Genomic DNA, 18,298 nt, shown 5'->3' with positions numbered 1-18,298 from the left:
CGGCACCGTGTCTAATCGGCACCGTGTCTAATCAGCATCGGGTCGGGCACGAGCATTCGCTATTCGATGGAGTGACCAGTTTTTTGCTGGGATAGTGGATGTCCATGTACGAATGGCTGGATCGGGAGATCGTCGGGCACGGGCGCCTGCCCCTGCTCTTCTTCCTGCTGGGGTTTCTCGGGGCCTTCCTGTTCATTCGACTGAGCGTCCGGATGATCCGCGCGGAGGTGTCGTGGTGGCCGGGGAATGTCAAGCCCGGCGGGCACCATGTGCACCACGTCGTCTTCGGTGTAGTCACCATGCTGATCTCGGGTGTCGCGCTCGTCGCCGTCTACGTGGACGGGACACAGACCACCGGCGCGGTGCTCGCCACCTTCTTCGGAATCGGCGCCGCACTGGTGCTCGACGAGTTCGCACTGATCTTCTATCTGCAGGACGTGTACTGGGCCGACGAGGGGAGGGCGTCGGTGGACGCCGTCTTCGTGGCGATCGCCGTCACAGGCCTGCTGCTGCTCGGACTCAGACCGCTCGAGTTGATGGACGTCACCAGCTTCCGCGACTCACCCGATCCGTGGGTTCGGGTGGCGATCGGCGTGCTCTCCGTGGTCAATCTGCTCATCGCCGGCGTGGTGCTGCTCAAAGGGAAGATTTGGACCGGGCTGCTGGGTCTGTTCATTTTTCCGATCCTGCTGGTCGGTGCCATCCGGTTGAGCAGGCCGAGCGCGCCGTGGGCCCGCTGGCGATACACCAGCAAGCCCAAGCGGATGCTTCGCGCGCTCGAGCGCGAGCGGAAATTGCGCCGGCCGGTGATCCGAGCCAAGATCTTCGTGCAGGACTTCATCGCGGGGACTCCGAGCGCCGAGCACGTGAAGGAGGCTGCCGAGCACGCCAAGGTGGCCGCGGAGGCGGAACTCGACGAGGTGGTGCATCCGGCGCCCCCGCCGATTTCGTCCCGCGCGGTCGCGTCTGGCACAATGGACAGGTTGCCTGGACCAGGCAGCATTACGTGAACTGGGCACGAACCAGACGAGCAACGGCGTTTCACGAACGTCCGGGTGCCGCTCGGTTCCTCTGCTCCTGCGAATACGCAAGGATGGAACACCGATGAACACGCTCGATTTCCTGGACAAGAAGTCCCTCCGCGACGACATCCCCGACTTCCGTCCCGGTGACACCCTGAACGTGCACGTCAAGGTCATCGAAGGCTCCAAGGAGCGTGTGCAGGTCTTCAAGGGTGTCGTCATTCGCCGCCAGGGCGGCGGCGTCCGCGAGACCTTCACCGTCCGCAAGGTGTCCTTCGGCGTCGGCGTCGAGCGCACCTTCCCCGTGCACAGCCCCAACCTGGCCCAGATCGAGGTCGTCACCCGCGGTGACGTCCGTCGCGCCAAGCTGTACTACCTCCGCGATCTCCGTGGCAAGGCTGCCAAGATCAAGGAAAAGCGCTGAGCTTTCCCAGAAGCCCGGCACTGCGTTCGCGCAGTGCCGGGCTAATCTGATTTCGTGACAGATTCTTCGAAGGAGCGGGCATTGTCGTCGGAATCCGATACCACCGGCGATCCCGCGGTCGCATCCGCCCCTGCAGGTGCGACCAAGCCGGAGAAGAAGCCCCGCTCTTTCCTGCGCGAGTTGCCGATCCTCATTCTGGTCGCGCTCGTGCTGAGTTTTCTTCTGCAGACCTTCATCGCCCGCGTCTATCTCATCCCGTCGGAGTCGATGGAACCCACCCTTCACGGATGTGCCGGGTGCACCGGCGACCGCATCGTCGTCGAAAAGGTCGGTTACCACTTCGGCGAACCTCAGCCGGGTGACGTCATCGTTTTTCGTGGTCCCGACTCCTGGTCGCAGGATTTCGTCTCCATTCGTTCCTCGAATGTGGTGGTTCGCGGCGCCCAGGAACTCGGTTCATTGGTCGGCCTCGTGCCGCCGGACGAGAACGACCTGGTCAAGCGAGTAATTGCCACCGGCGGCCAAACCGTCGAATGCTGCGACGAACAGGGACGCATCCTCGTCGACGGCAAACCCCTCGACGAGCCGTACGTCGTGACGGACTTCCCGTTCGTGCCCGGTTCGCAGGCCTGCGACACCGCTCTGAAATCGGCGCGCTGCTTCGGTCCCGTTACCGTCCCGGAGGGGCACGTGTGGGTGATGGGTGACAACCGCAGCAATTCGGCGGACTCGCGGTATCACGTCGGCGACGACATGCAGGGCACCATTCCGCTCGACAACGTCATCGGCAAGGCGGTCGTCATCGCATTGCCACCGTCGCGGATGGGCACCATCAGCTCCCCCGATATTCAGGGCAAGTGACTTCCTGGCCGCCACGTATCGTCATCCGCAGGTCGGCTGGTCTGCGGACGATGGAATCGGCCCTCATTCGTAGCGGGCTGGGGCCGGTGGCGGGCGTGGACGAGGCCGGCCGGGGAGCATGTGCGGGTCCACTCGTCGTAGCGGCCTGCGTCCTGGCCCCCAAGCCCTATCCCGCCCTGGCTCGGCTCGACGACTCCAAGAAGCTCACCGAGCGGACGCGTGAGGAGCTCTACCCGGCTATCACCCGGCTTGCCCTGGCATGGAGTGTCGTGTCCATTTCGGCCGAGGAGGTCGACCGCATCGGAGTACACGTGGCCAACATCGAGGGTATGCGTCGGGCGGTTGCCGGGTTGTCCACCACGCCGGGTTACGTCCTCACCGACGGTTTCCGCGTGCCGGGCATCCCCGCTCCCTCCTTGCCGGTCATCGGTGGTGACGGCGCGGCGGCATGCATCGCGGCCGCGAGCATCCTGGCGAAGGTCACCCGCGACCGCGTCATGGTGGAGATGGACGACGAGTATCCGGGTTACGGGTTCGCGATCCACAAAGGCTATTGCACATCCGCACACACGAGCGCGCTCGAGGCGTTGGGCCCCTGTCGCGAGCACCGCCGGTCGTGGGCGAACGTCGCCGCGGTACGGAACCGAGTGCAGGGCACCGCGGCACCGAGTGGATAACCGTTCGGAAAGTGCGAGATGATGACTATTCACACCAGAGCAGGAGGACTCCGAGACCGATGAGTGCCGAGGATCTCGAGAAGTACGAAACCGAGATGGAGCTGTCGCTCTACCGCGAGTACCGGGACATCGTCGGTCAGTTTTCTTATGTCGTGGAGACCGAGCGCCGGTTCTATCTGGCCAACTCGGTGGAGTTGCTTCCGCACAACGCGGACGGTGAAATCTACTTCGAGCTGCGCATGTCCGACGCGTGGGTCTGGGACATGTATCGGCCCGCGCGGTTCGTGAAGTATGTCCGGGTCATCACCTTCAAGGATGTGAACATCGAGGAACTGGACAAACCCGACCTGCGGCTGCCCGACAACGGGTTGTCCTGAGGTTTCGTCCACGTACGATCAGCCGATGGCCGAACAGAGGCGCGTTGCGCTCGCTCTGGGCAGCGGGGGAGCGCGCGGTTATGCGCACATCGGAGCGATTCAGGTGCTCGAGGAGCACGGTTTCGAGATCGTCGGGATTGCAGGGTCGTCCATGGGCGCTCTTGTCGGGGGTGTCTACGCGGCCGGAAAGCTCGACGACTTCACGCGCTGGGCGTTGAGCCTGACTCAGCTCGATGTGATGCGCCTGCTGGATCTGTCGGTCTCGGCTCCCGGTGCCATTCACGCGGAGAGAATTCTCCACAGAGTTCGTGAGGTACTGGGCGAGGTCCGGATCGAGGACCTTCCTATTCCGTATACCGCGGTCGCGACCGATCTGGCAGCGGGACGATCGGTCTGGTTCCAGCGGGGGCCTGTCGACGCCGCGATCCGAGCATCGATCGCCATCCCCGGAGTTATCACGCCCTCCGTGCTCAATGGTCGCGTACTTGCCGACGGCGGGGTGCTCGATCCGTTGCCGTTGGCCCCCCTCGTGGCTGCGGGGCCGGCGCTCAGAATCGCGGTCAGTCTGGGTGCCGACGACAGGGAAAACCGGTCTCAGGCTCCCGAGAACGCGAGCGCGGACTCGCGACCTGTCGACGAGTGGCTCGCGAGGTTCCGCCGCAGTACTGCCCAGCTCCGTGAACTGGATATCGTGCGATCGGTCGTCGGCCGATTCGGTACTGCCCATGCGGAGCTCGATTCGCTGGACGACACGGTCGAGGTGCCGGGCGGGGACAGCGTGAATGCGGACGGGGCGATGGCTGTTCCCAAGTTCAGCCGATTCGCAGTGATGAACCGCTCGCTGGACATGATGCAGGCAACACTGGCTCGATACCAGCTCGCTGCGTACCCACCGGACGTCCTCGTCCGCATTCCGCGCACCGCATGTCGCAGTCTCGACTTCCATCGCGCGGCGGAGATGATCGAACTGGGTCGCGCCCGCACCGAAAGTGCTCTTGCTGACGCCGGACTGACTGCCACGGTCAAGGACTCTGCCGGCTTCACCGGATCGGACACCGGCATGTCGGGGACCTAGCCCCGCTCCGAACCGAGGTCGTACGTCGAGCCGTCTCGGCGAGTCACACGCAGAGCAAGGATACCGTGGGCGTTCATCAGCCGGCACACGTCGTCGCGATCGTCGTAGAAGACGCTCACCCGTAGCTCCCGGCACTTGTCGAGTTTCAGTTCGGGTGCTTGGCGCGGATGGTCGAACCTGACCTCGTACACCGGTATGGCGGTACTGAATCCCAGTGTCCGGACGTCACGTTCGACGGTGCCTGCGGTGCGATCCCCGACGGCGGAGATGATGACCACGTCGTGGCCGGCCGACCGATGCATGTCGGCGAGCTCGCGAAAATACTCGGGATAGTGGCTGATGACCTGCCAATAGTCGAATCCGACCACCATGGCGCCGACTCTCCTTCTCGTTGTCCGGTGCACGTTCTTTCGTCCAGCATTCCGCCCGGTGCGGTCGGCCGCCAGCGAAGTTCGAATCGTGGGCGTGTTTTCCGAGCTTGACACGATTGACCAGCGGTTCGAGTGCTGATCCGAGGCGTAGATCGCCTAGTTGTCCACAACCTGTGGTTGCTCCACAGGTCAATTTTTTCGACCAGCTCGCAGGGTCTCGCACGATTCGCCCTGCGGCACAGTGATGGAGGGGCGCGGTCCGCATCGGTGGACCGCCGGGGGAGTCGACGGAGGCTGCGATGGCGCACAATCTTGCGCTCGGCGCACATGGGGAAGATCTGGCGGCCCGGTATCTCACCGATGCGGGTATGGAGATCGTCGACCGCAACTGGCGGTCGCGGTACGGGGAGGTCGATCTCATTGCAGCAGAGGCTGACTGGCTCGTATTCGTCGAGGTGAAGACACGCCGCGGTCTCGGTTTCGGTAGCCCGGCCGAGGCGGTGACGTTCTCCAAGCAGCGAAGGATCCGATTGCTGGCGGTGGAATGGCTGCGCGACTCGGGCCGGCACTGGTCCCGGGTGCGTTTCGATGTCGTTGCGATCATGGTGAACCGTGCCGGGGAACCACAGATCGAGCATGTCCGGGACGCGTTTTGATGGCGCTGGGGCGCGCGCATTCGGTAGCGGTGACGGGGGTGGACGGTCAGCTGGTGGAAATCGAGGCGGACATCGGGCGCGGTCTTCCGGCCGTGCACCTCGTGGGATTGCCGGACACGGCGCTACAGGAGGCGCGCGACCGAATTCGCGCCGCCGTGACCAATTCGGGCGAGCAGTGGCCGGATTCGAAGGTCATCCTGGCCTTGTCGCCGGCGACCTTGCCGAAAGTCGGGTCCGTATACGACCTCGCACTGGTGGCGGCGGTGCTCGATGCGGCAAAGCAGGTCAAGCGTGATCGGCTCCGTGAGACGGTGTTGCTCGGCGAACTCGCGCTCGACGGCCGGCTTCGTGCGGTGCGCGGTGTGCTCCCTGCGGTTCTCGCGGCCAAGAACGCGGGATGGTCGACGGTCGTGGTACCCGTGCAGACCTTGCCCGAGGCCGGACTCGTCAGCGGGATCGAGGTCCTGGGCGCGCGTGATCTGCGGTCCGCTGTTGCATGGATGCGCGGCGAGTACGAACTCGAGTATCCCGAACCGACGGAGCGTCTGATTCAGCCTGTGCGCGGTGACCTCAGCGAGGTTGTCGGTCAAGCGGAGGCGCGCTGGGCCATCGAAGTTGCTGCGGCGGGTGCGCACCACCTCATGCTCACCGGTCCACCCGGTGTCGGCAAAACGATGCTCGCACAGCGGCTTCCGGGCATACTGCCACCGCTGACCGAAGGCGAGTCGCTCGAGGTGACCGCGATTCACTCGGTGGCGGGCCTGCTGCCACCGGATAGGCCGCTGATCGACGTCCCACCCTTCATCGCGCCACACCACACGGCTACGGTCAGCGCTCTCGTCGGCGGGGGCAGTGGCGTCGCGAGGCCGGGCGCCGTGAGTCGTGCACACCGGGGCGTGCTGTTTCTCGACGAATTCGCCGAAATCGGCACCAAGGTACTCGAGGCCCTTCGCACGCCCCTGGAGGACGGCGAGGTGCGGATCGCCCGCCGGGACGGTGTGGCGCGCTACCCCGCTCGTTTCCAGTTGATCCTCGCCGCGAACCCGTGTCCGTGTGCCCCGGCCCGTGAGGCCGACTGCATCTGCGCTCCGACGGCGAGGAGGCGGTATCTGGGGAAACTGTCGGGGCCGCTCCTCGATCGTGTGGACCTGCGTGTGCGGATGCAGGCGGTGGCGACCGGCGCGTTCATCGATGAGATCGGTGAGAGCACCGAGAACGTCCACCGGCGGGTGGCCGCTGCCCGCGCCGCGGCTGGGGAGCGCTGGTACGACCACGGTTGGCGTACCAACGCGGAGGTGCCGGGGCCGGCTCTGCGCCAGAAGTTCCGCTTGTCCCGGCCCGCACTCGCACCGGTGGAGCGTGCGCTGCAGAAGGGAATGATCACCGCGCGTGGCGCCGATCGGGCACTGCGGGTCACGTGGACGTCAATATAGCGGACGTCTCGCCTAGAATCGTGACATGACCCAGCGCGCCGCCCTCTACTTCCGCCAGTCCCAGGACCGGGACGGGACGGAGTATGGCATCCAACGCCAACGGGAGGACACCGGCCGACTCGTGGAATCCCGTGGGCTCCAGGTGGTCCGGGAGTACGTGGATAACGACGTCTCCGCCACGAGCCGGAAGCCGCGGCCCCAGTTCGAGGAGATGATGGAGGCGGTGGACCGCGGGGAGGTGGACGTCATCGTGGCGCGCCACGTGGACCGGCTCGTCCGGCGGCTCGTGGACCTCGAGGGCGTCCTCGAGCGGTGCGACCGGCACGGAGTCACCATCGTTACCGCCTCCGATGGTGTGGACACCTCCACGGACGGAGGCCGCCTCGTGGTCCGGATTCTGGGCTCCGTTGCGCAGGGGGAGATGGAGCGTAAGTCCGCCCGCCAGAAGTCCGCGGTACTCCAGGCCGCCGCCCAGGGGCGCTACGTCGGAGGGCGGCGGGCGTTCGGCTACGAGCCGGACGGAATCACCATCCGGCCGGACGAGGCCGCGGCGGTGGCGGCGGGATACGAGGCGGTCCTTGCGGGGGAGCCGCTTACCGCGGTGGCACGTGCCTGGACCGCCGCGGGGCTCACGACACCCCAGGGGATGCCCACGTGGAGGGCCACCTCCGTCCGGGACGTGCTCCTCAACGCCCGGAACGCCGGACTCCGCCGCCACCGCCCGGAGGGGACCCACGTGAGCTACCGCCAGGACCCCACGGCGTTCGTGGTGGGGCGGGCCGTGTGGGAGCCCATCGTCCCGGAGGAGACCTGGCGGGCGGTGGTTGCCATCCTCACGAGCCCCGGCCGCCGGAAGTCCCGCCCCGGTCAAGCGGTAGCCCTCCTCACCGGCTTGGCGCGCTGCGGAGTGTGCGGAGCCACTGTTCACGCGGGTGGGGCCCGCCGGGTCTATCGCCAGTACCGCTGTTCGGAGGGCCACCATCTCCAGCGGATGGCCGCCCCCGTGGAGGATTTCGTGGAGGCGCTCATCGTGGGCCGCCTCTCCAAGCCGGACGCGCTGGCGCTGTTCGCGCCCAAGGTGGAAGCGGACACACGGGACCTCTCCGCGGAGGCGGACGTCCTACGCCGCCGCCTCGAGGACCTGGCGGAGGACTACGGGATCATGACGCGGGACCAGTTCCGCACCGCGAACGAGAAGGTCCGGACCCGGCTGGCGGAGCTGGAGGCGGAGATAGCCGCCGCTGGGGCGGCGGACGTCATCGCTCCGCTGGTGGCATCCGGTGACGTGGCGGCGGCGTGGGAGGACCTCACCACCGCGCGCAAGCGTGCCGTGATTGACGTCCTCGCGGACGTGACCATTCATCCGCCCGGACGGGGGACGCGGACGTTCCGCCCGGAGACGGTTCTGGTGGACTTCCAGCGGAAGCGGTCTCAAGGGAAGTCATAGGGCAGTCACTAAGGGCCGCAATAGATTACGCGCACCTCCGTTGTTGCGCGCTCCACGGTCCCCGTGTACCGTCGGGTCTCCAGCGGGTTATGTAGGGCCCGCGGCAACCCTTCTGGGAAGCCAAGACAACGCGGCGTCGTGTAGACCAGGGCCACGGCAGTAATCCCGCCTACGGGGAGCTCTGACCGGGTGCCTGGTGTGTTCTCGCACACCAGGAGCAACCCGTGGCTATGTCGTCCCGGTCCCGCAGCATCGCGGGCCATATCGGAAATGCCGTCAAGCGTGACCCATCCGCCGATACGACGCCCCTTCGTCGTGACTTGGCGGCCTCCCGTATCCAGGACGTGGTGGAGGCCATCCTGGCCGACGCCCCACCGCTCACCCCCGAACAGGTAGACCGGCTGGCGGCCATCCTCCGGGGCGGGGCGTGAACCATGACTACAAACAGAAACGGCCCCCTTGCGGAGGCCGCTTCCATGGATGACCTGTTGGAGTCGGTTTCAGAGTCTACCCGGGTCTGCCCAGATTGCGGGCAGACGGAGCACGCGGACACCTGCCCAATCACCGTGGCGCTCCGCGGAGAGTCGGACGCGGACCGTGCCTGGTTTGAGAACCACCCGATGGCCACGGAGTATTTCCGGGAGCTCTCCTCGCGTGAGGAGTACCTCCTCCGCCGCCTCCTGGACCTCCCGGCGGACGCCGTCCCCCACGGACGAGTCCACGTCACCCAGATAGAGCCCGGGCTCCGCATACGAGACTGGCGGGCCATCGGCTGGTACCTGCCCATCTCCGCGAGCGGCGGTGACCGTTCATGCTGAACACGGCCGCCAACGAGCTGGATTCGATCATGCGAGACATGGGCGGGGTCTCGGTCCTGGACGCCGCCCTCGTATTCGCCAAGGCCGGCGCGTCCGTGGTGTTCGTGGAGACCCGTCCCGGGCGTGACCCTAAGGCTCCGCTGGACCTCCGGACCGCCAGAGAGCGGGCGAACGATGACCGCAAGGCTCAGGACGCCGCCCGGGAGGCCGGGGACCCCGATTGGGAGAGTGTCACGTCCGGGTCCGGACGTGAGGCCGCCACCGACAACCCGGCCCGCCTCAAGTCCTATTACCAGCGCTACATCACCGACTCCGGTGGCCGGGAGCCCAACGTAGGTCTCCACGTGGAGCGGTCCGGCATCACCGATATCGACGCGGATACGGCGGACGAGGTCCGGGCGGTGCGGGAGCTGGCGGTGGCCGGTACGGACACGCCGCCGGACCTCTACCCGATGACCACCGCCTCCCCGGGCCAACAGGACGCGGACGGGCGGTGGGTCCACAAGGACGGCGGCCACTTCATCTACGTGAATGACGTCCCAGACCTCCCGCTGGTGGACGAGTTCAAGCTCCCCGGCGGGGCGGTGGTCTCCATGGCGAAGCGGTACATCTTGGTCCCGCCCTCCTCCCGCGCGGAGGGAAGTTACCGCAATGTCGGTCCAGTGCAACGCCTCTCGGAGAGCCCGTGGCTGGTGGAGCTCATCCGCGCCCGGGCGGCGGAGAACGAGCTCGTCCGGGAACGGAGAGTCCAGGCGGCGGAGGAGCGGGCGGAGCGCCGGACCGCCGGGGACGACACGCTAGGGGAGACCGTGGCGGCGTGGAACGATGCCCACCCGTGGGCGGAGATTCTGTCCTGGTACGGCTGGACTCCGTCTCCGCGTATGCGGGACGGTGGCTGCCAGTGCCCGGTCTGGAAGGCTCCCGGAGACCACGGGTCCGACAAGAGTGCCACCGCACACGAGGCGGGATGCACCAACCCGCGGGTGGAGCTGGAGGGAGACTCCGGTCCCCTCATGCTCTGGACCGACAACCCTCCGGAGGAGCTGGCCGGGTCCAAGCGGTGGACCAAGCTCCAGTTCCACGCCGCCATGGAGCACAAGCCCGTGGAGCGGGTCATGGTGGAGCTGGGCATCATCGGACCGGCCCCGGCGGCGTGGGACGTGAGCCAGGCGGTCCTGGACGTGGACGAGGAGGAGGCTTTCTGGTCCAGTTCCACAGTGCTTGAGGATATCCGGACGTTCGCGCGTCTCCGGAGGGCGTCTCCGTGGGGGGCTCTCGGGGCGGCTTTGGTCCTCGTGTCCGCTGCCATCCCGCCCTACGTCACCATCCCGGCTCTGGCCGGGGACCGCGCCTCCCTCAACCTGTTCGTAGGACTCGTGGCGCGGTCAGGTAGAGGCAAAGGGACCAGCACACGGACCGCCCATGCCGCCCTGGCGGGGCTCCCGGATATTCCCTCCGCGGAGGCGGGCTCCGGTGAGGGGCTGGTCAAGGCGTTCGGGCTCCGGCGGCGTAGCCCACTGGACCCAACCACGTACATGCTCACGGAGAGATTCCTGGTGGACGTTCCGGAGGTGGACTCTCTGGTGTCCGTGTCCGGTCGCCAGGGGGCCACCATATCCCCGGTTCTCCGGAAGGGCTGGAGCGGGGAGGCCCAGGGATTCCAGTACGCGGACACCACCAAGGCGGTGAAGCTCCCGGCCATGGCCTACCGCCTGGCAGCCATCGTGGGCGTCCAGCCGCTCCGTGCTGGTGGCCTCCTCGGGGAACACGGGGGCGGTCTGCCTCAACGGTTCGTGTTCCTGCCTACCAATGACCCAGGGTTCACCACGGAGGACCGGGAGGCGTTACGGGCGGCGGTGGGCACCCTTCCGCCCCGCGTGGACGTCTCGTTCATTGCGAAGCGGTGGCCGGGTACGGACCCGCTGGTGATACCGGACTCTCCTACGACGCCGGACGGGGACACCGCGGAGGAGAGCGGAGACGACCGCCCCGGACTCCGCCCCTACCTACCCATCCCAGAGGGCAAGTTTCAGGACGTGGAGGTGGGCCCCGCCGCGGTGGCGGCGGTAGATGCGGACGCGGACGAGCGGCTGGCAGAGCTCATCGACTCCGACGACGGCCAGGAGGACGAGCTGGCCGGCCACCGAACGCTCCTCCAGCTCAAAGTGGGCGTAATCCTATCCGTCCTCATCGGCCAGGAGGGAGACGTCACGGACGAGGTCTGGGACTTGGCCGGGACCGTGCTGGCCAAGTCGGACGAGACCGTGGCCAGGGTCCGGAAGGTTCTCCGCCACCAGGAACGGAAGGCGGCGGAGGCCAAGGGCAAGGCCCAGGCCGCCCAAGCGTGGGCCGCCGCCCAGCACACGGGGGAGGCGGTGGAGGACCTCCGGAAGCAAGCCCACGAGAAAATCCACAACTACCTGGAGGGCGGGGACTGGAAGCCGCGGCGTCCCCTCCGGGACAAGTTCAAGACGGGGCCGCGACGGGATGCGTTCGAGTCCATGCTCCTGGAGCTGGTCAATGACGGGAGCGTGGAGGAGGACAAGGTGGGGCGCGCACAAGTGCTCCGCCTTGTCGGGGAGACGGGCTCGTGACCGGCGGGGTGGGGGCGGCGTATATGGCCGCTCCCACGGGGCGCGCTCCGAACTGGGGACCTGGGGAACTGGGGACCTGGGGACCGCCCCGACAAAACACACACGCCGCCCTCTTGCTTAATATCAGCCACCTTTTACGTGTTTTTACTGGTAAAGGGCTGTTTTCGGTTACGCGGGCGGTGTGTGTTGTCTCCAGCCCAGTCCCCGGTCCCCAGGTCCCCAGGTCCCCAGTAGGCAATTTGTCCCCACTTCGGGGAGCTCTCTGGGGCGGTGGTCTACGGGCCCGCGACGGCCCCCAGGGCGGCGTACCCGCCCACCACCCAGCCAAGGAGAGGACGGAACGATGACGACACCAACCATCCGGACGGCCACGCGGTGACGGGCCGCGCGTCCCCCTGGAAGGACCGGACACCCTGGCCCCGGTCCGAGACCACCAGGCGTGGCCGGGACGAGGCAGCCGCCGCCGCCCTCCTCGTTGCTCGTGACGTCCCACCCCCGTGCTCACGGTCTCCCCACCTGTTCGATGGCCTCCACTCCAGTGAGCGTGTCTGGGAGGCGGTGGGGCGGTGGCAGGAGGCAGAGGCGCTCTGCAAGGGTTGCCCGCTGCTGGAGGACTGCCGGGTGGTGGCGGACGGGTTCACAGGCGTGGCCGCTGGCGGTGTCCACGGCATTCGTTCCGTGCCGAACGGCACGCCGCCGTCCCGGTTGCAGACGCGCCGACGACGTCGGGACTCGTGACCGGGCGGACCCCTGGGGGGTGTCCAGATCGCTCCGACCTCGAGCTGCGGACACCGGCCGGGCAACTGCGCACGCGCGTGCTCAGATTAAGCAATCAGGCTTAGACTGCCCTGCCGATGAAATCCGCTGTTGCTCAACGATATTGGGCTATGGCTCCATCCGGCCCGCCGCCGGCCGGAGGTAAACGCCCAGTTCGCACCATGAAAACACTACGGAAGGACCTCATCATGACCGAACTACACGACACGGCCCACCTGGACGAGGCGGAGGCGGCGCTCGTGGCCTCCGTGGCGGCCCGCGCCGCTCTGGCAGGGGACGCGGAGCGGCTGGCGGCGTCCCTCGAGGGCCTGGACCGCCCCGCCCTCGTGGCGGTGGCCTCCATCCTGGCCAGGAGCCTCTCCGACGCGCTGGCGGCGCTCCACGGCACGGACGAGGCCCGCCGCCTCCTGGACGTGAGCCTGGAGGCGGCGCTACTGGACGCGGCGGTGGCCCTCCCCTCCGCGGAGACGGACCGATGAACGCCCCGGATGGACGCCACGCCGCCGCCCGTGCCGCGGTGGCCCTTGTTGGGCTGGCGTTCCTCGAGGAGGACCGCGCGGCCATGGTGGAGACTCTTGAGGCGGCGGAGCGGGACGGAGTGGCCCTGGAGGTGGCCCTGGCGGCGGCGGAGGCATACGCCGGGACCCTGGAGTCCCTTCTGGGCTCCGACAAGGCCCGCGCCGTCCTGGAGAGGGCTCTGGAGGCGGCGGAGCTGGACCTCACGATGGCGGCCCCGTCCGCCCCGGCTCCGCGGAGTAGCCCGGGGGAGTCGGGGATAGTCCCTGGGTAGTCTGATCCCTTCTCCGACAATGGATTCCGGCATCCGGTCATGTATTCTCGGCCGTGGAAGTACCCCCATCGCTCCGGTGACCGTCCGTGTTGGGACGCCAGCGCCAGCGGTCCGGAGCGGTGGGCCCTTCCCAAGGCCAGCGGTCAATCCGGATGCAGCCGTCCGCCCCGCCACCACGAGCGGGGCCAGCGGAAACGGAGTCAACCCGTCCGCTTTGAGTAGATGCAGCTCGATCCACTCGAAACGGAGTAATCCCCATGAACACCAAAAAGATTCAGACTCTCCAGGCCGCCGGACGTAAGGCGCTCGAAACGGCCCGTGCCATCGAGGCCAAGGCAAAGGCGGAGGGCCGTTCGTTCACCGCGGACGAGCGCAAGGCCCACGGTGAGGCCATCGAGGAGGCCAGGGCTTCCGTAGCCGACATCAAGACGGCCAGGGCAGACCAGACCGTTCTGGACCAGGCCAAGGCGCTCGAGGCGGAGATTGGCGGTCCCGCCGGTAATGGCAACGGCACCAAGCGCCGCGGTCTGCCCATCACCCGCAAGGCAGGAGCCGCCCAGGTTGCCGCCAAGCTGGCGGAGAAGATGACCCAGACCGGCTCCCCGGACAGCCAGAAGGCTCTGGCCCCGTCCGGAGCGGTGGTCACCGGGACCCCGATGGACGCCGCGGTCCAGTCCCTGGCGGACCCTGGCGTGTCCATCCTGGACGCGCTCTACACCATCCCCAACTCCACTCCCACCTACCGCTACCTCAGGCAGACCGTCCGCGACGACAACGCCGCGGTGGTCCCGGTGGGCGGTACCAAGCCCACGTCGGTCTACAACCTCGTGCAGATTGACGAGGCGCTCAAGATCGTGGCCCACCTCTCGGAGGGAATCCACGAGTACTGGCTCCGTGACAGTGCCAGCGTTCAGCAGTTTGTGGAGACGGAGATGTTTCAGGGCCTCCTCCATGGCATTGAGGGCCAGGTAATCAACGGCGACGGTCTCGGGGATAACTTCACTGGCCTTCTCAACGTCTCCGGGGCCCAGGTCCAGACGTTCGCCACGGACGCCATCACCACGGTCCGTAAGGCCATCACCAAGCTCGAGGCCCAGGGCCACGCCGCGGGACTCATCGTGCTCAATCCGGCGGACTGGGAGACCATCGAGCTCTCCCGGACCGACACCGCCGGCCAACTGGAGATGACCGCCTCCCCGGTGGACCGCGCGGCCCGCCGTCTCTGGTCCACCCAGGTGGTCCCCTCCACGGTCGTGGCGGCGGGAACGGGCATCGTCTTGGACACGACGGCGGTGGCGCTCCGGATGGATGGGGCTATCGACCTCCGGTGGTCGGAGTCGGATGGCTTGTTCGAGAAGAACGAGCTCCGGGCCCGCATCGAGACCCGCGCGGAGCTCGACATCTACCAGCCGCTCGGCATCGTCACGGCGGCGGTGGCCGCCGCGTAAATAGACCCCCGCCGCCCTCTCGGCCCTACCTCTGAGAGGGCGGTGGGACCAACTCCCGCCTCCGGCTCTCCTCGTGCCGGTCCTGGAGCGGGAAACGAGAACGCCCCACCGGGTTGAGCCTCCGGTGGGGCGTTCTCGTGTAACAGCCGTCACTCCGGGAGCGCTACACCAAGTAGGCCGGAGAGGCAGAGGAGGCGTTCCATGATGATGCCTGGCTACGAGTGGTTCTACTGGTTGATGGCATGGTGGCAGTCCGTTACGTGACGTGACACGAGGAGGCCCGCCCGGAATCCTCCGGAGCGGGGCCTCTCTATGTTCGGGGCGGTGGCTACTTCGCTTCCGTCCTCGTCATCAACTCGTCCAGGGTGTCTCCGACTTCCACGGGGCCGCCGTTGGGCAGGACGATGGGGACCTCGTTTACCGCCACGTCTACCGTGACGGTGGTCAGAACGTCGCGGTCCGGGAAGTCCTCAGACACCTTGTGCTCCACGCCCAGCACAGCGCCAACGAGGAAAGTCGCGCGGTCCACGCCGTCCGCCGGGTAGACCAGGGAGACTTTCACGTACTGACCGATGTGGGAGGCGTTGAGGTCCTCCGGAGCAATCTCATGTTTTGCCATGGGGGAGACCGTAGCGGTAGTGGCCGACAGTGAATGGTGAACGCCGCGCCTGGTGGCCCAACGGAACGGGCCTGGCGGCCCGTACTGTCCCGGACCTCGAGGACACCCAAGGGTGCCTGTGCTACTGCCCCCTTCCCCAACGTTGCCCGGTCACCATGCCGCCATAGACCTTCTGGCCCAGCACTTCTAGCCCGTCCTCGAGGAGGACGAGCTGGGACTGGACCGCCACGTTCCGGGCCCTGGAGCTCGTAGCGGTGCCGCGTGCCGTTCACGCGGACGATGGATAGATCCCGGACCGTCTCGGTTTACGTCGGAGACGACAGAAGCGACGCGGACGGGGGAGCTACGCCGCGTCGTCCCAGGCCGCAACGGAGGCGGCGGGGACGGATAGAGTGCTGGAACGGTTCATGACGGGCTACCTCCGTTGTGTTCCCAGGCCCCGGGCGGTGTTGCGAGCACCGAACGGGGCCGTTCTGTGTGGGGACCACATACGCCATCAGGCAGCGTTAGCGGTGGCATGGACGGTAGGCGATCTGGCCGGTCTCGCGATGCCCGGACCGGAGCAAGTGGTGACCGCCTTGGGATTTCGTGATCGGAGTTTTCAATGACTGTGGAGATCCGCGGCGGTACCGATAATCGGCCGGGTGCACACGATCCGCGTCGGTTGGCCTGGGCCTATCTGTCGAAGGTGGTGCAAGGTCCGTGCCCGGCGCTGTCACGACTTGTCGACGAGGTGGGGCCGGAGGAGGCTGCGCGCGCGGTGCGTGAACGGGATCTGTCGGAGTTGCTGGGGGAGAAGACTGTTGCGCGGGCGCACGTAGATACTGCCGCCCATGACCTCGATCTGGTGACCGGGATGAGTGGTCGGCTCATCACTCCCGACGACGACGAGTGGCCACAGTGGCGGCTACTCGGGTTCGACACTCTGTCGGCGTCGCGGGAGGACGGCGCGCCGTTTGCGCTGTGGGTGCTGGGTTCACGTTCGCTGACCGAGCTGACTGAACGCGCGATCTCTGTTGTGGGCACCCGCGCGGCGAGTGGCTACGGCGAACACGTCACTGCAGAGCTGGCGGGTGACCTCGCCGTCGACGGTTGGACCATTGTGTCGGGGGCGGCGTTCGGGATCGATGGCGCCGCGCATCGGGCGGCATTGGGTGTCGGTGGTCTGACCGTGGCGGTGCTGGCATGCGGAGTGGACAGGGCGTATCCGGCCGGTCATGCCCGCCTGTTGCGCCAGATCGCGCAGAACGGCGCGGTGATCAGTGAGTATCCGCCGGGGACGACACCGGCGAAGTACCGGTTCCTTGCCAGGAACCGGCTTGTGGCGAGCTTGTCCGACGGTGTCGTCGTGGTCGAGGCAGGGTGGCGCAGTGGTGCCCGGAACACGGCGAGTTGGGCGCGCAAGCTCGGGCGCCCGGTGATGGCGGTGCCGGGGCCGGTGACGTCGGTGTCCTCGACAGGGTGCAATCGCATGATCCGGGAGGGGGAGGCTCGCCTGGTGGCGAATGCGGTGGATGTGGTCGACGAGGCGGGTCCGATCGGTTTGCGTGCGGGAGTCGATGGTGATGTCGAACGCGATCTCGATGCCGTGCGTGCTCTCGACGGACTGTCGGGGGATGCGTTACTGGTGTATGAGGCGTTGCCGGCGCTCGGTGCCAGCGGAGTGCGAGAGCTGTCGGAGGCCTCGGGTATCGCGGTTCACAAGGTGCGGGCGGTGCTGCCGATGCTCGAAATGGAAGGTTTCGTGGACTCCGGCGACACGGGGTGGTCGCGGCAGCGATGAAGATGGTCGGCGCTTCGTTCGACGGCGTGAAGTGCGAGTCGAAGCACCCGATCGGCTACGAGCTGAGGTACAACTTTCGTAGTGCGCACCTCCCAATCGCAGACGAACCGGGAAAAGGTTCGGATCACGTAAGGAGTGAGACATGGGATCAGCGGGTGATCTGTGGCGGAACTTCGTCGCACACGTGTTGAGCTTGTTGATTGCGTCCGGCTCGTAGAGCCGAAAGCAGTGGGGTCCGATCCTCTTCGGAACGGGTCGGAATCCCGCTGTGCGAGGCCGGTGGTTACCCTCCTGTACCGTAGTTAGGTAAGACTAACCAACTTGATGTGTAGTGGAGAGGTGACGTATGGCCAAGCCGAGTGCCACATTGACCGTCCGCCGGACCGAGTGGCTTACCCCCCACATGGTTCGCGTTTTCCTGGGTGACCCGGGATTCGACAGCTTTGTGCCCAACGCATTCACCGACGCCTACGCGAAGCTCGAGTTCGGCCCCAGCGAACAGCCCACGCTCCGCACGTACACGATCCGCTCGGTGAACTCTGTCGAGCGCGAAATCGCCATCGACTTCGTGGTCCACGGCGACGCCGGCGTCGCAGGGCCGTGGGCGGCAGCCGCCACGGCGGGTGACACTGTGCGGCTTCGGGGTCCCGGCGGCGCCTTCGCTCCGGACACCGCTGCCGACTGGTACTTGTTCGCCGGCGACGAGACCGCGATCCCCGCCATCTCGGCGGCGGTCGAGAAGCTCAACGCGGCGGCGAAGGGGTACGTCTTCCTCGAGGTGGCAGGACCGGAAGACGAGGTCGGCTTCGACGCACCGGCAGGGGTCGACATAGCGTGGATACACCGCGGTGACACAGCAGACCGAATCGGTGACGACGCGTCCGGAGACAGCGCGCCCCTTATCGAGGCGGTGAAGAACGCCGACTGGTTGTCCGGCAATCCGCAGGTCTTCATCCACGGCGAAGCCCAGGCCGTCATGCACAATCTGCGGTCCTATATGCGACACGAGCGCGGAGTGCCGGCCTCCTCCGCATCGATCTCCGGCTACTGGCGTCGCGGGCGCACCGAGGAAGGCTTCCGCGTGTGGAAGTCCGAACTCGCCGCCAGCGAGGGCGCCGCACGCTGA

The 18,298-nt window shown here is 67.0% G+C and carries 18 protein-coding genes and 1 pseudogene; 17 read left to right on the top strand and 2 right to left on the bottom strand.

Annotated elements, in window-relative coordinates:
• Positions 1-104: 104 nt before the first annotated feature.
• The 6 genes from CBI38_RS18175 (at position 105) to CBI38_RS18150 (ending at position 4,436) form a co-directional block, all read left to right on the top strand.
• A complete protein-coding gene (locus CBI38_RS18175; protein ID WP_109335181.1) occupies positions 105-1,010 on the top strand; it encodes a hypothetical protein in 906 nt (301 codons plus the stop codon).
• Positions 1,011-1,104: 94 nt separating this feature from the next.
• Positions 1,105-1,446, top strand: a complete 342-nt coding sequence (rplS, locus tag CBI38_RS18170; RefSeq protein ID WP_072687550.1) for a 50S ribosomal protein L19 — start codon at positions 1,105-1,107, stop codon at positions 1,444-1,446.
• An 81-nt stretch (positions 1,447-1,527) separates the two neighbouring features.
• Positions 1,528-2,307 carry a signal peptidase I gene (gene lepB / locus CBI38_RS18165; RefSeq protein WP_109330959.1) on the top strand — a complete coding sequence of 260 codons (780 nt, stop codon included), beginning with the start codon at positions 1,528-1,530 and terminating at the stop codon, positions 2,305-2,307.
• Positions 2,304-2,984, top strand: coding sequence for a ribonuclease HII (locus tag CBI38_RS18160; protein WP_109330957.1), 681 nt, complete (start codon positions 2,304-2,306; stop codon positions 2,982-2,984). The genes lepB and CBI38_RS18160 overlap by 4 nt, the downstream gene beginning before the upstream one ends.
• A gap of 59 nt (positions 2,985-3,043) precedes the next feature.
• Positions 3,044-3,361: a DUF2469 domain-containing protein gene (locus CBI38_RS18155; protein WP_005240496.1), complete on the top strand. Its 318-nt coding sequence runs from the start codon at positions 3,044-3,046 to the stop codon at positions 3,359-3,361.
• Positions 3,362-3,386: 25 nt separating this feature from the next.
• The gene (locus CBI38_RS18150; RefSeq protein WP_109330955.1) at positions 3,387-4,436 is read left to right on the top strand and encodes a patatin-like phospholipase family protein; all 1,050 of its coding nucleotides are present in this window, start codon (positions 3,387-3,389) and stop codon (positions 4,434-4,436) included.
• Here CBI38_RS18150 and CBI38_RS18145 read toward each other — a convergent pair.
• Positions 4,433-4,807, bottom strand: coding sequence for an HAD family hydrolase (locus CBI38_RS18145; RefSeq protein WP_109330953.1), 375 nt, complete (start codon positions 4,805-4,807; stop codon positions 4,433-4,435). The two genes, CBI38_RS18150 and CBI38_RS18145, sit on opposite strands and share 4 nt — an antisense overlap.
• A gap of 299 nt (positions 4,808-5,106) precedes the next feature.
• Between CBI38_RS18145 and CBI38_RS18140 the strand changes: the two genes are divergently transcribed.
• From CBI38_RS18140 to CBI38_RS18100, 9 genes and pseudogenes are all read left to right on the top strand, one after another.
• Positions 5,107-5,463: a YraN family protein gene (locus CBI38_RS18140; protein ID WP_109330951.1), complete on the top strand. Its 357-nt coding sequence runs from the start codon at positions 5,107-5,109 to the stop codon at positions 5,461-5,463.
• Positions 5,463-6,887 (top strand): annotated as a pseudogene (locus tag CBI38_RS18135) (YifB family Mg chelatase-like AAA ATPase); the annotation flags it as partial. The gene CBI38_RS18140 and the pseudogene CBI38_RS18135, both read left to right, overlap by 1 nt.
• A gap of 34 nt (positions 6,888-6,921) precedes the next feature.
• Positions 6,922-8,343, top strand: a complete 1,422-nt coding sequence (locus CBI38_RS18130; RefSeq protein ID WP_109330947.1) for a recombinase family protein — start codon at positions 6,922-6,924, stop codon at positions 8,341-8,343.
• Positions 8,344-8,567: 224 nt separating this feature from the next.
• Positions 8,568-8,774, top strand: coding sequence for a hypothetical protein (locus CBI38_RS18125; RefSeq protein WP_418328269.1), 207 nt, complete (start codon positions 8,568-8,570; stop codon positions 8,772-8,774).
• Between the two features lie 189 nt (positions 8,775-8,963).
• The gene (locus CBI38_RS37915; protein WP_162603254.1) at positions 8,964-9,161 is read left to right on the top strand and encodes a hypothetical protein; all 198 of its coding nucleotides are present in this window, start codon (positions 8,964-8,966) and stop codon (positions 9,159-9,161) included.
• Positions 9,155-11,755 (top strand): hypothetical protein, encoded by a 2,601-nt coding sequence (locus CBI38_RS18115; protein WP_109330943.1) that lies wholly within the window; start codon positions 9,155-9,157, stop codon positions 11,753-11,755. The genes CBI38_RS37915 and CBI38_RS18115 overlap by 7 nt, the downstream gene beginning before the upstream one ends.
• 965 nt (positions 11,756-12,720) lie before the next feature.
• Complete coding sequence (locus tag CBI38_RS18110; RefSeq protein ID WP_162603253.1) at positions 12,721-13,011, top strand: hypothetical protein; 291 nt, start codon at positions 12,721-12,723, stop codon at positions 13,009-13,011.
• The gene (locus CBI38_RS18105) at positions 13,008-13,322 is read left to right on the top strand and encodes a hypothetical protein (protein WP_109330939.1); all 315 of its coding nucleotides are present in this window, start codon (positions 13,008-13,010) and stop codon (positions 13,320-13,322) included. Before CBI38_RS18110 ends, CBI38_RS18105 begins: the two co-directional genes overlap by 4 nt.
• A gap of 257 nt (positions 13,323-13,579) precedes the next feature.
• Positions 13,580-14,770 carry a phage major capsid family protein gene (locus tag CBI38_RS18100; RefSeq protein WP_109330937.1) on the top strand — a complete coding sequence of 397 codons (1,191 nt, stop codon included), beginning with the start codon at positions 13,580-13,582 and terminating at the stop codon, positions 14,768-14,770.
• Positions 14,771-15,098: 328 nt separating this feature from the next.
• Here the strand turns inward: CBI38_RS18100 and CBI38_RS18095 are convergent, their stop codons facing one another.
• Positions 15,099-15,389 (bottom strand): hypothetical protein, encoded by a 291-nt coding sequence (locus CBI38_RS18095; RefSeq protein ID WP_109330935.1) that lies wholly within the window; start codon positions 15,387-15,389, stop codon positions 15,099-15,101.
• A gap of 604 nt (positions 15,390-15,993) precedes the next feature.
• Here CBI38_RS18095 and dprA point away from each other — a divergent pair.
• Complete coding sequence (gene dprA / locus CBI38_RS18085) at positions 15,994-17,172, top strand: DNA-processing protein DprA (RefSeq protein WP_109330931.1); 1,179 nt, start codon at positions 15,994-15,996, stop codon at positions 17,170-17,172.
• 346 nt (positions 17,173-17,518) lie between these two features.
• Positions 17,519-18,298, top strand: a complete 780-nt coding sequence (locus CBI38_RS18075) for a siderophore-interacting protein (protein ID WP_109330927.1) — start codon at positions 17,519-17,521, stop codon at positions 18,296-18,298.

The sequence above is a fragment of the Rhodococcus oxybenzonivorans genome, from assembly GCF_003130705.1.
In the GTDB taxonomy this organism is placed as follows: domain Bacteria; phylum Actinomycetota; class Actinomycetes; order Mycobacteriales; family Mycobacteriaceae; genus Rhodococcus_F; species Rhodococcus_F oxybenzonivorans.
This window is presented reverse-complemented; position numbering and strand designations above follow the sequence as displayed.

Coding starts and splice junctions, on each gene's coding strand:
- CBI38_RS18115 (WP_109330943.1), top strand. CDS start 9,155: ATGCTGAACACGGCCGCCAACGAGCTGGATTCGATCATGCGAGACATG.
- CBI38_RS18175 (WP_109335181.1), top strand. CDS start 105: ATGTACGAATGGCTGGATCGGGAGATCGTCGGGCACGGGCGCCTGCCC.
- rplS (WP_072687550.1), top strand. CDS start 1,105: ATGAACACGCTCGATTTCCTGGACAAGAAGTCCCTCCGCGACGACATC.
- CBI38_RS18105 (WP_109330939.1), top strand. CDS start 13,008: ATGAACGCCCCGGATGGACGCCACGCCGCCGCCCGTGCCGCGGTGGCC.
- dprA (WP_109330931.1), top strand. CDS start 15,994: ATGACTGTGGAGATCCGCGGCGGTACCGATAATCGGCCGGGTGCACAC.
- CBI38_RS18150 (WP_109330955.1), top strand. CDS start 3,387: ATGGCCGAACAGAGGCGCGTTGCGCTCGCTCTGGGCAGCGGGGGAGCG.
- CBI38_RS18095 (WP_109330935.1), bottom strand. CDS start 15,389: ATGGCAAAACATGAGATTGCTCCGGAGGACCTCAACGCCTCCCACATC.
- CBI38_RS18100 (WP_109330937.1), top strand. CDS start 13,580: ATGAACACCAAAAAGATTCAGACTCTCCAGGCCGCCGGACGTAAGGCG.
- CBI38_RS37915 (WP_162603254.1), top strand. CDS start 8,964: ATGGCCACGGAGTATTTCCGGGAGCTCTCCTCGCGTGAGGAGTACCTC.
- CBI38_RS18140 (WP_109330951.1), top strand. CDS start 5,107: ATGGCGCACAATCTTGCGCTCGGCGCACATGGGGAAGATCTGGCGGCC.
- CBI38_RS18145 (WP_109330953.1), bottom strand. CDS start 4,807: ATGGTGGTCGGATTCGACTATTGGCAGGTCATCAGCCACTATCCCGAG.
- CBI38_RS18155 (WP_005240496.1), top strand. CDS start 3,044: ATGAGTGCCGAGGATCTCGAGAAGTACGAAACCGAGATGGAGCTGTCG.
- CBI38_RS18075 (WP_109330927.1), top strand. CDS start 17,519: ATGGCCAAGCCGAGTGCCACATTGACCGTCCGCCGGACCGAGTGGCTT.
- CBI38_RS18130 (WP_109330947.1), top strand. CDS start 6,922: ATGACCCAGCGCGCCGCCCTCTACTTCCGCCAGTCCCAGGACCGGGAC.
- CBI38_RS18110 (WP_162603253.1), top strand. CDS start 12,721: ATGACCGAACTACACGACACGGCCCACCTGGACGAGGCGGAGGCGGCG.